The sequence below is a fragment of the Actinocorallia libanotica genome, assembly GCF_039525175.1.
GTDB lineage: Bacteria > Actinomycetota > Actinomycetes > Streptosporangiales > Streptosporangiaceae > Actinocorallia > Actinocorallia libanotica.
In genome coordinates, this window is sequence record NZ_BAAAHH010000019.1 from 125,179 (window position 1) to 139,832 (window position 14,654).

At 73.9% G+C, this 14,654-nt stretch carries 13 protein-coding genes; 5 read left to right on the forward strand and 8 right to left on the reverse strand.

Features of this window, described 5'->3' with window-relative positions; genetic code table 11:
• Nucleotides 1-28 precede the first annotated feature (28 nt).
• From ABD140_RS22565 to ABD140_RS22580, 4 genes are all read left to right on the forward strand, one after another.
• Nucleotides 29-1,879, forward strand: a complete 1,851-nt coding sequence (locus tag ABD140_RS22565; RefSeq protein WP_344242918.1) for a serine/threonine-protein kinase — start codon at nucleotides 29-31, stop codon at nucleotides 1,877-1,879.
• Nucleotides 1,880-1,992: 113 nt separating this feature from the next.
• Nucleotides 1,993-3,312 (forward strand): serine/threonine-protein kinase, encoded by a 1,320-nt coding sequence (locus ABD140_RS22570; protein ID WP_344242919.1) that lies wholly within the window; start codon nucleotides 1,993-1,995, stop codon nucleotides 3,310-3,312.
• A 135-nt stretch (nucleotides 3,313-3,447) separates the two neighbouring features.
• The gene (locus ABD140_RS22575) at nucleotides 3,448-4,050 is read left to right on the forward strand and encodes a TetR/AcrR family transcriptional regulator (protein ID WP_344242920.1); all 603 of its coding nucleotides are present in this window, start codon (nucleotides 3,448-3,450) and stop codon (nucleotides 4,048-4,050) included.
• 117 nt (nucleotides 4,051-4,167) lie between these two features.
• A complete protein-coding gene (locus ABD140_RS22580) occupies nucleotides 4,168-5,379 on the forward strand; it encodes a PucR family transcriptional regulator (RefSeq protein WP_344242921.1) in 1,212 nt (403 codons plus the stop codon).
• 201 nt (nucleotides 5,380-5,580) lie between these two features.
• On the opposite strand, the gene ABD140_RS22585 is transcribed toward ABD140_RS22580, so the two are convergent.
• Genes ABD140_RS22585 through ABD140_RS22600 form a run of 4 tightly spaced genes read right to left on the reverse strand, consistent with a single transcriptional unit; the run spans nucleotide 5,581 to nucleotide 9,280 of the window.
• Nucleotides 5,581-6,396 (reverse strand): class II fructose-bisphosphate aldolase, encoded by an 816-nt coding sequence (locus ABD140_RS22585; RefSeq protein WP_344242922.1) that lies wholly within the window; start codon nucleotides 6,394-6,396, stop codon nucleotides 5,581-5,583.
• Entirely contained in the window at nucleotides 6,384-7,256 is an 873-nt protein-coding gene (locus ABD140_RS22590; protein ID WP_344242923.1) for a 1-phosphofructokinase family hexose kinase, read from the reverse strand. The genes ABD140_RS22585 and ABD140_RS22590 overlap by 13 nt, the downstream gene beginning before the upstream one ends.
• On the reverse strand, nucleotides 7,253-8,368 hold the full coding sequence (gene nagA, locus ABD140_RS22595; protein WP_344242924.1) for an N-acetylglucosamine-6-phosphate deacetylase: 1,116 nt from the start codon (nucleotides 8,366-8,368) through the stop codon (nucleotides 7,253-7,255). The genes ABD140_RS22590 and nagA overlap by 4 nt, the downstream gene beginning before the upstream one ends.
• Before the next feature lie 3 nt (nucleotides 8,369-8,371).
• Nucleotides 8,372-9,280, reverse strand: a complete 909-nt coding sequence (locus ABD140_RS22600; RefSeq protein WP_344242925.1) for an SIS domain-containing protein — start codon at nucleotides 9,278-9,280, stop codon at nucleotides 8,372-8,374.
• Nucleotides 9,281-9,337: 57 nt separating this feature from the next.
• Here ABD140_RS22600 and ABD140_RS22605 point away from each other — a divergent pair, with 57 nt between their 5' ends.
• Nucleotides 9,338-10,099 (forward strand): DeoR/GlpR family DNA-binding transcription regulator, encoded by a 762-nt coding sequence (locus tag ABD140_RS22605; protein ID WP_344242926.1) that lies wholly within the window; start codon nucleotides 9,338-9,340, stop codon nucleotides 10,097-10,099.
• Nucleotides 10,100-10,156: 57 nt separating this feature from the next.
• Here ABD140_RS22605 and ABD140_RS22610 read toward each other — a convergent pair whose 3' ends face one another.
• The 4 genes from ABD140_RS22610 to ABD140_RS22625 all read right to left on the reverse strand — a co-directional run bounded on the left by ABD140_RS22610 (nucleotide 10,157) and on the right by ABD140_RS22625 (nucleotide 14,642).
• Entirely contained in the window at nucleotides 10,157-11,422 is a 1,266-nt protein-coding gene (locus ABD140_RS22610) for a cytochrome P450 (RefSeq protein WP_344242943.1), read from the reverse strand.
• 5 nt (nucleotides 11,423-11,427) lie between these two features.
• The gene (locus ABD140_RS22615; protein ID WP_344242927.1) at nucleotides 11,428-12,267 is read right to left on the reverse strand and encodes an alpha/beta fold hydrolase; all 840 of its coding nucleotides are present in this window, start codon (nucleotides 12,265-12,267) and stop codon (nucleotides 11,428-11,430) included.
• A complete protein-coding gene (locus ABD140_RS22620; protein ID WP_344242928.1) occupies nucleotides 12,264-13,583 on the reverse strand; it encodes a glycosyltransferase in 1,320 nt (439 codons plus the stop codon). Before ABD140_RS22620 ends, ABD140_RS22615 begins: the two co-directional genes overlap by 4 nt.
• A gap of 165 nt (nucleotides 13,584-13,748) precedes the next feature.
• Nucleotides 13,749-14,642 (reverse strand): ribonuclease Z, encoded by an 894-nt coding sequence (locus ABD140_RS22625; protein WP_344242929.1) that lies wholly within the window; start codon nucleotides 14,640-14,642, stop codon nucleotides 13,749-13,751.
• Nucleotides 14,643-14,654 lie beyond the last annotated feature (12 nt).

The window sequence follows — 14,654 nt, forward strand, 5'->3', positions numbered from 1 at the left end:
GTGAGGAACTCTCGATAGGGTCCGCCCCATGACACAGGGGGAGGAGCGGCTGCTGGGAGGCCGCTACCGGCTGGACAGGATGCTCGGGCGCGGCGGTATGGGGACCGTCTGGCACGCCGTCGACGAGGTCCTGAGCAGGTCAGTCGCGGTCAAGGAGGTCATCACCCCGCCGGGCCTGGACGACGAGGCCCGCGCGGTGATGCACGAGCGCATGCTGCGCGAGGCGCGCGCCGCGGCGCGGCTGAGCCACCCGGGCATCGTCACCGTCCACGACGTGGTGGAGGAGGACGGCGTCCCCTGGATCGTCATGGAGTTCGTGCAGGCGCGCACCCTCCAGGACGTCGTCGACGCCGAGGGGCCGCTGCCGGTCCCCCGGGTCGCGGAGATCGGACGGCAGCTGCTGGGGGCGCTGCGCGCCGCGCACACCGCCGGGATCCTGCACCGCGACGTCAAGCCGGCGAACGTCATGCTCAGCGACGACCGCGCCATCCTCACCGACTTCGGCATCGCCCAGATGGAGGGCGACGTCTCGCTCACCCAGACGGGCATCGTCATGGGCTCGCCCTCCTACCTGTCGCCCGAGCGGGCGCAGGGCCTCAAGCCCGGCACGCCCTCGGACCTGTGGGCGCTGGGCGCGACGCTGTTCACCGCGGTCGAGGGGTACGCGGCGTTCGAGCGGCCCGAGGTGCTCTCCACGCTGGCGGCGGTGATGATGGAGCCGGTGCCGCAGCTGCAGCGCGGCCTCCCGCTCGGCGCGGTGATCAGCGGTCTGCTGGAGAAGGACCCCGACACCCGGCTCAACGCGGCGGCCGCCGCCGAGCTCCTGCACCGGGTGGACACCGCGCCCCCGCCGCCCACCGCCACCGCGCCCGACCGCTCCCGCCACGAGTTCCAGCCGACGGCGGCGCTGCTGGAGGAGCGCCCCCCGGTGGGCGAGATGTTCGACTCCCTGTACCGCCCGGGGGCGGCGCCCGCCCGCTCGTCCTGGCAGGAGGAGCCGCCCCCGCCCACGTTCCACACCGCCTCCGCCCTCCCGCCCGTGCGCAACGCCCCGCCGCCCCGGCAGCCCGCCTACGACCCGCCGCCGGTGCAGCCGGTCTCCTACGAGCCCGCCCCGTCCCCGGTCTACGAGCAGCCGCAACGCGCCTACGAGTCCGCGCCGCCCCCGCCTCCGGCCTACGAACCCGCCCCCCAGCCGGTCTCCTACGCCTACGAGCAGGCCCCGCCGCCGGTCTACGAGCAGCCCCAGCCCGCGTACCACCGGCCCCCCACGCAGCCCGCGCGCCAGTCGTCGCACCGGCCCTCGCGCTCCTCCGACGAGCAGTGGATCCGGGACATCGACGAAGGCCGCCGCCCCTCCCCGCCCCGCGGCCGCGGCATGGGTTTCTCCGCGCTGGTCGGCTCACTGGTGGGCGTCCTGGCGATCGTCGCGCTGGTCTTCGTCCTGAAGCCCTCGATGCTCTTCGGCGACTTCAAGAGCGAGTCCGGGGAAGGCTTCAGCATCGAGGTGCCTAGGGAATGGGCCAAGCGGATCGAAGGGAAATCCACCCATTGGAACCACCCGGATTCCGGGGCCTATGTGCAGGTGGACAGCACGGACTGGACCCCTGACGGGGACGCCTACCGTTCGTTGAAGCTGCTGAAGCAGACGAAGGACTTCCAGCAGATCGACTGGAAGAAACTGGACCCGATCAACGGAAGTCCTGCGGCACAGATGGAGTACACGTTCACCAGCAAGGGCGGCGCGGCACGGCACGGCATCAACCGTCGGCTGAAAATGGACGGCCAGGCGTGGGCGGTGTTCGTGGTCTACCCCGAGGACGACTGGCCGGAGAACGAGGAAGCGGCCCACCGTATTCTGGATTCGTTCGGTCCGTGAGATGCTTTGAACCTGCGGGGAGGCTCACGCGTCCCAGGTAAGGCCAGCGTGGTGGCGGCAGGGGAGCCGCGGTCGCGAGGAGTTCTCCACAGTTCGGGGGAGAAACCAGCATCATGGGACAGGAGTCGAAGGGGCGTCTGCTCGGCGGCCGTTACCGGCTGAGCGCCGAGATCGGGCGGGGCGGGATGGGCGCGGTGTGGAGCGCCCACGACACGACGCTCGGCCGCGAGGTCGCGATCAAGGAAGTGACGTTCGGGCCCGGTCTGAGCGGCCGCGAGAAGGACGTCCTCAAGGAGCGCACGCTGCGCGAGGCGCGGGCCTCGGCCCGGCTCAACCACCCCAACGTGGTGACCGTCCACGACGTGGTGGAGGAGGACGGCCGGCCGTGGATCGTCATGGAGCTGGTCAAGGCCCGCTCCATGCAGCAGATCCTCGACGACGAGCGGACCATCCAGCCGTGGCGCGCCGCCGACATCGGGCGGCAGGTGCTGGACGCGCTGCGCGCCGCGCACTCCCGCGGCATCCTGCACCGCGACGTCAAGCCCAGCAACATCCTCATCACCGGCGACGAGCCGGCCCGGGTGGTGCTCACCGACTTCGGCATCGCCCGCATGGAGGGCGACGCCACCCTGACCCAGACCGGCCTGGTCATGGGCTCGCCCGCCTACATCCCGCCGGAGCGGGTGCAGGGCGAGAAGGCGACGGCGGCCTCCGACCTGTGGTCGCTGGGCGCGACGCTCTTCGCCGCGGTCGAGGGCTACGCCCCCTACGAGCGGCAGGACGCGATGGCCGCGCTGTCGGCGGCGCTGTCGGAGCCGGTGCCCCGGCCGCGCAACGCCGGGCAGCTCACCCGGGTGCTGGAGGGGCTGCTCTCGCGCGAGCCCGCCACCCGGATGACGGGCGAGCAGGCGATGCCGCTGCTGGCGGACGTGGCCTCCTCCCGGCCCAACCGGATCCCCGCCTCGGCCACCCAGTTCGACGACACGGTGCTGGACCGCCTGCGCGAGGACGTGGTGCGCGAGGACGCGCGCGCCGACCCCCTGGACACCGTGCTGGACCCAGGGCAGCTCGGCCGGATCTCCCGGCAGATCCGGCAGCAGCGCCCCGCCGTGCCGCAGCCGGCACCGCCGCCCGCGCCGCAGCCGTCCGTCCCGCCCGTGACCCCGCCGCCCATCCCGGCGGTGGACCCGGAGGCCAGGACGCTGCTGGAGCCCGGCGGCTGGCACGCCGCCGCCGACCTCCACCGGCCGCCGCACACTCCGCAGCCGCTGCCCTACCAGTACGACTACGGGCAGGCCCCCTCCTACCAGGGGCCGTCCGGCCAGGTCCAGGGCGGTGAGCGGGCCCGGGGCGGCCGCACGACGGCGATCACCGTGCTGTCGGTGGTGATCGCCCTGATCGCGCTGGTGCTGCTGGTGGTCCTGGTGCGCTGAGGGCGGCCGCGGTCCGGCGCGGGGAAACGGCCGATGGCGGCCATCCCCGTGCGGGGCGGAGCGTTCCGGGCACCCCTTCGGCCCTGTTCCCACCGCGCATGCGGGAGTATTGCGGGTGAGCACAGGAGGTGTCCCTTGGCCGGCGACGTACGGATCACCGTCACGCGCACTCTGAGCAAGGAGCAGCAGGCGCGGCGGGCACGGCTGGTCCACGCCGCGCGGGACCTCGCCGGCACGGGCGGCTACGCCGCGGTGACCATGCACGACGTGGCCGACCGGGCGGGCGTGGCGCGGGCGACGGTGTACCGCTACTTCTCGTCCAAGGACCATCTGCTCACCGAGGTCGCGGCCGACTGGGCGCAGCTGATCGCCGACGTGCCGGTGCCCGCCGCCGACCCGGAGGAACGGCTGAGCGTCCTGCTGGAGGCGCTGATCGACCTGGCCTCCGCCGACCTCCCGCTCACCTCGGCGATCGTCCAGGCGGTCACCTCCCAGGACGCGGGGGTGGAGGAGGCGCGCAACGAGCTGTTCGTCTACATCCGCGACCGGTTCAGGGCGGCCATCGACCCCGACGGGACGCTCGGCACGGTGGCGGGCGTCGACATGGCGGACGTCGAGGCGATCGTGGGTCAGCTGGTGCTGTCGGCGCTGATCACCCTGACCTCGCTGGCGCAGCCGAGGGACGAGGTCCGTTCCATGATGCGCACGGCGTCCCGCCTTCTGGTGGGTTCGCGGTAATTTATTATCACCTGCATCACAAACGGACCGGTGCTTTTGTCGGCGTACTAGCTGCATCTTGGTGAACGTGCGGGTAACTTGCGAGTCCACCGCACCGCCGAACCGGGGAGGCCACTGATGTCCACCGCGTTGGAGGGGTCCTCGGCTCGGGCCTTCCCCCAGCTCCCGGGCGAGTGGGCAGGCTTCTTCGAATCCTTCCTGACCAGCGTGGCCGGTGAGATGATCACCGAGATCAGGGAGAAGGTACCCGAGTACTCCCGGCTGGACCCCGCCTACAACGACAACCTGAACGCCGCGGTCGAAGGCGCGCTCCAGCACTTCGTCGAGCTGGTCGCCGACCCCGGCACGTCGCTGGAGAAGCTGACCGAGGTCTACCGGTTCATCGGCTGGGGCGAGGCGCGCGAGGGGCGCAGCCTGGACAACCTGCAGATCGCCATGCGGCTGGGGGCGCGGGTCGCGCTGCGCCGCATCACCGCCGAGTCCGAGCGCTACGACCTGCCGCGCTCGGCGCTGGGTGAGATGGCCGAGGCGATCCTGCTCTTCCTGGACGAGCTGGCCGCCGCCGCGGCGGCCGGGTACCACGCGGCCAGCGAGCAGGTCGCCGGCGAGCAGAGCAGGCGCCGCCGCCGGCTGCTGGACCTGCTGCTGGCCGAGCCGCCCGCGGCTCCCGCGGCGATCGCCGAGGCGGCGCGCAACGCCGAGTGGCGCGTCCCGCGCTCGGTGGCCGCCGTGGCGCTGCGCGAGCGGCAGGCCGAGGAGTTCCTGCAGCCCGCGCTGCCCCCGGACGTCCTGATGGACCTCAACCGCCACGAGCCCTGCCTGATCGTGCCCGACCCCGACGGGCCGGGCCGCAGGCAGATGCTGGAGAGCGCGCTGCAGGACTGGAACGCCGCGATCGGCCCGACGGTCGAGGCGGGCGAGCTGGGCCGGTCGCTGCGCTGGGCGCGGGAGGTGCTGGTGCTGGCCGAGCGCGGCGTGGTGCCCGACGACGGGCTGATCCGCTGCGTCGACCACATGCCGAGCCTGGTGGTCTTCCAGGACGAGGAACTGGTCTGGACGGTCGCCAAGACGCGGCTGGCGCCGCTGCTGGACATCCGCGCCCGGCACCGCGACCGGCTGGCGCGCACCCTGCTGGCCTGCCTCCAGAGCGGCTTCAACGCCACCGAGGTCGCCAACCGGCTGCACGTGCACCCGCAGACCGTCCGCTACCGGCTGCACCAGCTGGAGGAGCTGTTCGGCGAGCAGCTCTACGACCCCGAGGCGCGGATGGCGTTCGAGATGTCGCTGCGGGTGTGGCTGACGCTGGTCGCCGAGGGGCGCGAGGTCTGACGCGAGGCCGGCGCGGGGTCCGGTGCGGGACCTGACGCGGCGCGCGGAGTCCTGCGCGGCGCGCGGGATCCGGCGCGGGGTCCGGCGCGGCACGCGGGGCCGGCGCGGGGTCTGACGTGGCGCGCGGGTCCTGCGCGGGGTCCTGCGCGGGGTCCGGTGCGGCTGCGGGGTCCGGCGCGGGCCTGCGGGGTCCGCGCGGCCTCAGCCGGAGACGACGCGCAGCAGGTGGGCGACGGTGGCGGCCATGGCGTCGCGGGCCGGCGCCAGGTAGGCGCGCGGGTCGACCCGGGACGGCAGGTGCGCGGCGACCGCGCCGGTGAACGCCTTGTTCAGCGCGGTACCGATGTTGATCTTGACCATGCCGGCGGCCACCGCGCGGCGCAGCTCGTCGTCGGGGACCCCGGAGGAGCCGTGCAGGACGAGGGGGACGGGCAGCGCGTCGCGCAGCCGCCGGATGAGGCCGTGGTCGAGCCGGGCGGTGCGCTCGGTCATGGCGTGGGAGCTGCCCACGGCCACGGCCAGGGCGTCCACGGCGGTCTCGGCGGTGAAGCGGGCGGCCTCCTCGGGGTCGGTGCGCACACCCGGGGCGTGCGCGCCGTCCTTGCCGCCGATCTCGCCGAGCTCGGCCTCCAGCCACAATCCCCGGGCGTGCGCCCAGGCGGCGGCCTCGGCGGTGCGCGCGACGTTCTCGGCGTAGTCGTGCCGGGAGCCGTCGTACATGACCGAACCGAAGCCGTGGTCGGCCGCCTGGCGGAGCAGCGCCTCGTCCGTCACGTGGTCCAGGTGCAGGGCGACGCGGGCCGAAGAGGACTCCGCGAGGGCGCGGGTGGCCGCCGCGATGGGGGCCAGGCGTCCGTGGTGGAACCGGACGGCGTTCTCGCTGATCTGGCAGATGACGGGGTGGCCCGCCTCCTCCGCACCGGCGACGATCGCCTCGGCGTGCTCCAGCGTGATCACGTTGAACGCGGCGATCCCGGTGCCGGGGGAGACGAGCTCGGCGGTCTTCACCAGGGGCATGGCACTTCCTTCACGCTGACTTTCGACAGGAACCGGCGGTAGGCGGCGTGGTCGACGGCGCCCGCCACGGGGGTGAGGACGGCGGCCGCGGACAGGGCCACGGCGTCGCGCAGGGCTTCCTCCCACGGAGAGCCGTCCCGCAGCGCCACGGCCAGGGCGGCGGCCGCGGCGTCTCCGGCGCCCGTGGGATTGCCGGTAAGGACTTCCGGCGGGCGTGCCTCCCAGCATCTTCCGTCCGCCATGGCGCGCATTCCTTCCCCGCCTCGGGAGACGACGAGGGGCCCGGCAGGGGAGAGCCCGGTTTCGGCGAGCTCACGTGCGTTGGGCTTGAGGAGAGAAGGAGCGGCCGCCACGGCGGCACCCAGCGCCGGACCACTGGTGTCGACGATGGTCTTCGCCCCGCCCGCCAAACCGATGAGGGTCGCGTACGCGTCGTCGGGGAGGCCCGGTGGGAGGCTGCCGGAGAAGACGACGACGCTCGCCGACCGCGCGAGCCGCGTGAAGTGAGCCTGGAAGAGCGACCATTCGGCGGGGTGGACGAGCGGTCCCGGCTCGTTGAAGACGGTCGCGTCGTCGTCCACGACCGTCACGGCACGGCGAGTGTCACCGGAGATGGTGTGGAAGGCATGGGAGAGGCCCGCCTTGTGGAGGTCCTTGCGCACGAGATCGCCGGTGGGGCCCCCGCACAGTCCCGTGGCGAGCGTCTCCTGCCCCAGGGAGGCGAGCACGCGGGAGACGTTCACGCCCTTGCCTCCCGCGCGCTGACGCACCCTCTGGACCCGGTGGGTGGCATGCCGGGTGAGCGTTGCGACGTCGTAGGTGACGTCCAGCGCGAGGTTGAGGGTGACGGTGAGGATCACGGGACCTCGGTGACCCGCAGGTCTTCGTCGAGGAAGACGAGGTCGGCGCGTGCGCCCGGGGTGAGCGTGCCGCGGTCGGTGAGACCGAGTACCCGGGCGGGGACGGCGGAGGCGTAGCGGGAGGCCGTCTCGATGGGCAGGCCGACGTCCCTGACAGCGCGGCGTACGGCGTCGCCCATGGTCAGGGTGCTGCCCGCCAGGGCGCCGCTGTCGGCCAGGCGGGCCTGGCCGTCCGCCACGCGTACGCGCATCGCGCCCAGGAGGTATTCGCCATCGCCGATGCCGGTGGCGTCGATGGCGTCGGTGATGAAGGCGAGCCGTCCGGGAGCCAGCCGGTCGAGCATCCGCACGACCGGATCGTTCAGGTGCACGCCGTCGTTGATGGCCTCCAGGACGACGTCGGGATGCTCGGAGGCGGCGAGGAGCGGTCCGGGCTCGCGGTGGTGCAGGCCGCGCATGCCGTTGAAGACGTGCGTGACGAGCCGCGCGCCCGCCTCGATGCCCGCTTGCGCCTGTTCGTAGGTGGCGTCGGTGTGGCCGATGGCGGCGATGACGCCGTCGGCCACCAGGTCGCGGATGAGGTCGAGGCCGGTGTCGCCGTTGGTGTTGACCAGCTCGGGTGCGATGGTGGCCTGGCGGATCGTGCCGCGCCCGGCGTCGAGGAGCAGTCGCAGCTCCTTGCGGTCGGGGGCGCGGAGCGCGGCGGGGTTCTGCGCGCCGCAGCGGGAGTGCGCGAGGAACGGCCCCTCGAAGTGGCCGCCGAGGATCAGTCCCTCCTCGGCGAGGTCGGCGATCCAGCCCGCGGCCTCGGCCAGCCGCTCCAGCGGGGCCGTGACCAGGCTGACGAGCGTCGAGGTGGTGCCGTGCGCGCGGTGGAAGGCGACGGACTCGCGGATCGCCTCGCGCGAGGTCATGGCCGAGTGGCCGCCGCCTCCGTGGACGTGCAGGTCGATGAAGCCGGGCAGGATCCAGGCGCCGCCCAGGTCGCGGCCTTCGGCGGGGCCCTCGCCCAGCGCCTCGATGCGTCCGCCGGCGACGCGCAGCCAGCCGTTCTCGACGATCCCCGACGGGGTGACCAGACGGGCGTTGGTGTAGGTGGTGGAGGTCGCCATGGGTCAGGTGAGGATGATCGAACGGGTGAGGTTGCGGGGTTCGTCGGGGTCGAGGCCCTTGTGCTCGGCGACCGCGACGGCCAGGCGCTGCGCCCGGATGAGGTCGGCCGCGGGGTCCAGGCCGGAGGCCGAGACGACGGCTCCCGCCGCCCGCACCTCCTCTTCCAGTCCCTCCGGCGGGGCGCCGAAGAACCACGTGACGCTGTGCTCGTCCGTCACGCTGATGGGGCCGTGCCGGTATTCCATGGCCGGGTAGGACTCCGTCCAGGAGCCGGACGCCTCGCGGACCTTCAACGCCGCCTCGTGCGCGAGGCCGTTCGTCCATCCCGCGCCCAGGAAGGTGAACTGCGTGCGCTCGACCGCGCCTTCGGGAAGCGGCGCGTTCACCGCCTCCTCGGCCTGCGCCACGAGGTCCGCGGGCAGGAGGGACGGCTCGGAGAGCGCCAGGTGGGCGCGGAGCAGGGTGAAGGCGGTGGTGGCGAAGCGCGTCTGGACGACCGACTTCTCGTCCGCGAACTCCAGCGGGATGACGGCGTCGGCGATCTGCACGATCGGCGTGGTGGGGTCGCCGATGACCGCGACGTTGGGAGTGCCGGTGCGCCGCAGCAGCTCCAGCACCTCCGTCGTGGTGCCGGAGCGGCAGATCGACACCACGCGGTCGTAGGCGCGCGCGTAGGGGAACTCGGAGGCGGGGAAGGCGTCCGTCTCGCCGAGTCCCGCGGACTCCCGGAGCGCGGCGTAGGACTGCGCGATGAACAGGGAGGTGCCGCAGCCGACGACCGCGACCCGTTCGCCGGTGGCGGGCAGCCCCTCGGCCTCCGGGGCGAGGGCGATGGCCCGCTCCCAGCACCGCGGCTGCGCGGCGATCTCTTCGGCGGTGAACGACAAGGAAGCCCCCGTTTGCTCAATCATGCTCTAATTACCCGCTAAACGTACAAGAGTCATCAAGTCGCTGCAAGAATGAGCATCATGGCCTCCGCACACGACCGCCGCACCCGGCTGCTGGAACTCCTGGCCGACCGCGGCCGCCTCGACGTCGACGAGGCGGCGCACGCCCTGGACGTCTCGCCCGCGACCATCCGCCGCGACCTGGACGAGCTGGCCCGCCAGCAGCTCCTCCAGCGGACCCGGGGCGGCGCCGTCTCCGCCGAGGTCGCCTACGACCTCCCGCTGCGCTACAAGGCGGCGCGCGCCGCCGCGGAGAAGCAGCGCATCGCCGCCGCGGCCGCGGCGCTCGCCGAACCGGGCATGGCCGTCGGCCTGAACGGCGGCACCACCACCACGGAGGTGGCGCGGGAGCTGGCCGCGCGGCAGGGCCTGACCGTGGTGACGAACGCGGTGAACATCGCCGCCGAGCTCACCGTCCGCCCCACCATCAAGATCGTGATGACCGGCGGGGTGGCCCGCCCCAACTCCTACGAGCTGATCGGCCCGCTGGCCGCCGCCACCCTGGACGGCCTCTGGCTCGACCTGGCCATCCTCGGCGTGGACGCCCTCGACGCCTCCTTCGGCGCCGCCGCCGAGCACGAGGGCGAGGCGGCGGTCAACCGCCTGATGGCCGAGCGCTCCGCCCGCGTGGCCGTGGTCGCCGACGCCTCCAAACTCGGCACCCGCGCCTTCGCCCGCATCTGCCCCCTGGCGCGCATCACCACCCTGATCACCGACTCCACCGCCGACGAGGCCCGCCTCGCCCCCTTCCGCGAAGCGGGCCTGGAGATCATCCAGGCCTGACCGCCCCCGCCGCCCCGGCGCACCGCGGACGGGCGGGGAGGACGGCGGGCGACGGGGTCAGCGCAGGAGGACGGGCAGGTGCTCGTAGCCGCGGAGCATGGTGCCCGGTGAGCGGTAGACGGGCGGGGCGGCGGGACGCAGGGCGGGAAAGCGCCGGAGGAGGAGCGGGAAGAGGATCTCGGACTGGAGGCGGGCCAGCGGGGCGCCCAGGCAGTAGTGGGCGCCGGCGCCGAAGGAGAGCGCGGGGGCCGGGATCCGGGCGATGTCGAAGCGGTCGGGTTCGAAGACGGCGAGCGGGTCGCGGTTGCCGGAGGCCAGCAGGCCGAAGACGACGCCGTCGCGCGGGATGGGAACCCCGGCGAGGCGGGTGTCCCGGTGGGCGGTGCGGGTGACGAGGTGGACGGGGGAGTCGTAGCGCAGGATCTCCTCGGCGGCGCGGCGCCCCAGGGACGGGTCGGCGCGCAGCAGGGCCGCCTGCTCGGGATGCTCCATGAGCAGCCCCGCGCCCAGCCCCACCGCGCTGGCGGGCGAGTCGAAGCCCGCGCCGAACAGCATGACGGCCGTGCTGAGCGCCTCCCGCACCCCGTCCGCGTTCCGGTCGGTCGGCCCGTCCGCGTCCCGGTCGGCGGGGCGGGCGGTGGCGAGGCGGGTGAGGAGGTCGTCCTGCGGGGCGCGGCGGCGCTCGGCCAGGAGCGCGCCGAGGAGGTCGACGATGCCTTCGCCCGCCCGGTGCTGGGCGGCGCGCTGGGCGGCGGTGGCCATGGGCTCGAAGACGGTGCTCGCGACGCGGGACAGCCGGGAGAGCTCCAGGGCGGGGCCGTCCGGGACGCCCAGGGCGCGGCCGATGGTCAGCGCGGCGAACGGCAGCGCGAGGGAGTCCATCAGGTCGGTCTCGCGGCCGCCGCGGGCGAGGCCGTCCAGCAGCTCCTCGGCCAGCAGGGTGAGGCTCTCGCGGTGGCCGTCGGCGGTGCGGGCGGAGAAGTCGCCGGCGACCAGGCCCCGGTTGACCCGGTGGTCGAGGCCGCTGCGGAAGGCCATCGAACGGTAGATGCAGGAGGTGAGCGGCTGCCGCCGCCAGCCCGGCGACAGCAGGTCCAGCCGGGCGTGCGACAGCGGGCCGAAGTCGCGGTGGCGCAGCAGCAGCGCGACCTCGGCGTGGGCGGCCGCCACCCATGCCTCGCCCAGGCCGGGCAGCCGGATGGTGTGGACGGGCGCGAGCTCGCGCAGCCGCCGGTAGTCGGGGTACGGGTCGGCCTGCGGGCGGGGCCGGATCAGCCGCAGGAAGACGCGTTTGGCCGTGGCCCCGGCGGGGGCGGGCGCCATCACCGTCACCGGCAGACCTCCTGTGCGCTCTCCAGCAGGTTCAGCAGCGTCATGGCCGTGGCCTCGGGCCGCTCCATGACGGGACTGTGCGCGGCCCCCTGCAGCACGGCCTCGGCGGCGCCGAGCCGGACGGCCATCTCGTGGTAGATCTCGTGGCTCCACAACCTCCGGTCGCGGGAGCCGTACAGCACCAGCACCGGCACCCCGCTGGCGGCGAGCTCCCCGGTGAGGTCGGGGGCGGTCCGCATGGAGTCGGCGGTGCCCTGCACGTAGGCGTGGTTCATCGTCTCCAGCTTGCTGCGCCAGAATCCGGCGGCGAGCTCGTCGCCCTCGGGCAGCAGCCGCTGCACGACGGGCCACATGCCCATCAGGCCGCTGCCCGCCAGCATCTCGTCGAGGCCGACCCACATCGCCCGGTGCCGCAGCCCGTGCATGTGCGGGCCGCAGCTCACCAGGGCCAGGCTGCGGGCGAGCTCGGGCCGCTCCAGCACGGCGCGGCGCGCGACCAGCCCGCCCATGCAGTGCCCCAGGTAGTGCACCCGCCGCTCGCCGACGAGCTCGACGAGGTCGGCGGCGAGCAGGTCCAGGGTGTAGTCGTTGTAGGAGTCCAGCCCGGTCGCGCTGAACTGGTCGGTGTAGTCGTAGGCCCAGCAGTCGTACCCGACGGCGGACAGCAGCGGCATGACCAGCCGGAAGTCCTCCTTGGAGCCGAAGTGCCCGGGCACCATCACCACCGTCTCGCCGCGGTCGCGCCCGGCGGCGGCGGGGTGGCGGATCGCCTCGACGGTGCCGCGCCGCACGCGCAGCGGGTGTCTTTCGAAGCCCTCGGGGAGCGGCAGGATCACAACTTCACCATCGTTTCCGGTGATTCGGGGAATTCAGGAAGGTCGGCTGACCCGGCGGACATCCCGGGCAGGACGTCCCGCACGGGGCCGGTGGAGGCGCCGATCAGCCGCAGCGCCGCGCCGGTGCCGTCCTCGGCCCGCACCCGCCGCCCCAGCTCCTCGGCCCGGTAGGTCAGCTGCAGGTCGTTCAGCACCGCGTCGAAGGCGGGGACCAGGCCGCGCACCGAGAGCTCGCCCAGCTTCGGCGCGGCGGGCGCCACCCCCAGGCTCCGCATCCGGCGCGCCCAGAACGGCTGGTCGAGCCCGGCGGGGCAGATGACCTGCGGCACGCCCGCCGCGGCGGCCGCGCCCGTGGTGCCCGCGCCGCCGTGGTGGGCCACCGCGGCGCACCGGGGGAACAGCCACTCGTGCGGGACGTGCCGCACCAGGTGCACCCGGTCGGAGTTGACGACGCCGCGCAGCCCCCGGTAGCCGCCCGCCAGCAGCACCCGGGCGCCGGCCTCGGCGGCGGCCTCGGCGATGAGGCGGGCCAGCCGCTGCGGTTCGTGCAGCGGCATGCTGCCGAACCCCACGTACACCGGGGGCTCGCCCGCCTCCAGGAACTCCCGGAGCCGCCGCCCCGGGGTGAAGGGCGCCTCGGGCAGCCGCCAGTAGCCGGTCAGGTGCGCGGTACCGGGCCAGTCGGAGGGCCGGGGCAGCACCTGGGGGCTGATGGCGTGCAGCACCGTCGCGGGCTCGCCGTCCGGGCGCACCAGCGGGTCGCGCCAGCCGGACCGCCGGCGCAGGCCCAGCGTGTGGTGGCGCCAGTGGTCGAGCTCCCGCGACCAGGACCGCAGGAACACCCGCTGCGCGGCGGCGTAGGAGGCGCGGGGGAAGGGAAGGCGCACGCCCCACGCCGGAGAGCTGAAGGCGCGGGTGGGCTGGTAGGCGGGGAGGGGGGCGGCGAGCACCGACGGAACGCCCGCCCAGTCGGCGAGGTGGTGGCCCAGCGGGAACATCGGATGGTGGACGACGACGTCGAAGTCGCCCTCGGCGGCCCGCACCACGCTCTCCAGCGCCTCGGGCGCCACCGCGCCCAGCTCCCGCGCGAAACGCAGGAACTGCCGCACCCCGAACGCGCCTTCCAGCCCGTCGGCGACGCGCAGCATGTCCAGCTCCAGCGGGGCGAACGGGATGTGGTGCGCCTCGGCCGTCCTGTGGAACAGCCGGGGCGCGGCCAGCAGCGGCTGGTGCCCCTCCCGGCGCAGCCGCTCGGCCAGCGCGACGAACGGCAGCACGTCCCCCTGCGACCCGACGGTCAGCAAAAGCACTCTCATGTCACTCGATCCCCCCTGGAGTGTCACTGAAAGTAACCATAGGGGATCCGGCGGAAGAAGACGTGCCGTTGCGGCAACGCCTGCCGAACATTCGGCGCGCGACAGCGCGCGTTCGACCGCCGTGAGCACGCCGCCGGGCGTGCGTCTCTCGTGGTGGGAGAAGTGTCAGCCGCCGGTCCGGCGGCGCGGCGGCAGCGGGACGCGGTCGAGGTCGCGGGCGAGCACCGCGCCCGGGAAGTCCGCCTGCTCCAGGAAGAGCGGTTCGTCGGCCTCGGTGTAGCGCTCGGAGAAATGGGTCAGCACCAGCCGGCGCACCCCGCACTCGCGGGCGACCCGCCCGGCCTGGCGCGCGGTCAGGTGCCCGTGCTCGGCTGCCTGGCGCTCCTCGGAGTCGAGGAAGGTCGACTCGATGACCAGCAGGTCCACCCCTTCGGCGAGCGCGAAGACGTTGTCGCACAACCGCGTGTCCATGACGAACGCCATCTTCTGGCCCGGCCGCGGCACGCTGCACTCCTCCAGCAGCGGCCCGCTGAGCCGGCCGATCTGCGCACCCCGGACGCCGTGCTCGCGCAGCTTCTCCGGCAGCATCGTCCGCCCGTCCGGCTCGGCCAGCCGGTACCCGTACGCCTCGATCCCGTGGTCGAGCCGCAGCGCGGTGAGCGTGAAGTCCGCGCCCGCCAGCTCCGCGCCGCCGCCTTCGACGGGGTGCTCGGTGATGTCGGCGGTGTCGTGGAAGGACGCCGCGTGCCGGAGCCGCTCCCAGTACACCGCGCCGCTTGCCGGATAGACCGCGTGCACCGGTCGCGCGACGCCGTCCCGCGCGATCCGCTGCACGACACCCGGCACCCCCAGGCAGTGGTCGCCGTGGAAGTGCGTGACGCACACCCAGTGCAGGTCGTTCGCCGCCAGCCCGGCGCGCGACATCTGCCGCTGCGTCCCCTCGCCGGGGTCGAACAGCAGCCCCTGCCCGTCCCAGCGCAGGAAGTACCCGTTGTGGTTGCGGCGCCGCGTCGGCACCGCGCTGGCGGTGCCGAGCACGAACAGCTCCCGGTTGGACATGCCCTCATCCTG

Bases quoted from the DNA above. Each gene is read 5' to 3' on its own strand.
- ABD140_RS22565 (WP_344242918.1), top strand. From the start codon at position 29: ATGACACAGGGGGAGGAGCGGCTGCTGGGAGGCCGCTACCGGCTGGAC.
- ABD140_RS22570 (WP_344242919.1), top strand. From the start codon at position 1,993: ATGGGACAGGAGTCGAAGGGGCGTCTGCTCGGCGGCCGTTACCGGCTG.
- ABD140_RS22580 (WP_344242921.1), top strand. From the start codon at position 4,168: ATGTCCACCGCGTTGGAGGGGTCCTCGGCTCGGGCCTTCCCCCAGCTC.
- ABD140_RS22585 (WP_344242922.1), bottom strand. From the start codon at position 6,396: ATGCCCCTGGTGAAGACCGCCGAGCTCGTCTCCCCCGGCACCGGGATC.
- nagA (WP_344242924.1), bottom strand. From the start codon at position 8,368: ATGGCGACCTCCACCACCTACACCAACGCCCGTCTGGTCACCCCGTCG.
- ABD140_RS22600 (WP_344242925.1), bottom strand. From the start codon at position 9,280: ATGATTGAGCAAACGGGGGCTTCCTTGTCGTTCACCGCCGAAGAGATC.
- ABD140_RS22605 (WP_344242926.1), top strand. From the start codon at position 9,338: ATGGCCTCCGCACACGACCGCCGCACCCGGCTGCTGGAACTCCTGGCC.
- ABD140_RS22610 (WP_344242943.1), bottom strand. From the start codon at position 11,422: ATGGCGCCCGCCCCCGCCGGGGCCACGGCCAAACGCGTCTTCCTGCGG.
- ABD140_RS22620 (WP_344242928.1), bottom strand. From the start codon at position 13,583: ATGAGAGTGCTTTTGCTGACCGTCGGGTCGCAGGGGGACGTGCTGCCG.
- ABD140_RS22625 (WP_344242929.1), bottom strand. From the start codon at position 14,642: ATGTCCAACCGGGAGCTGTTCGTGCTCGGCACCGCCAGCGCGGTGCCG.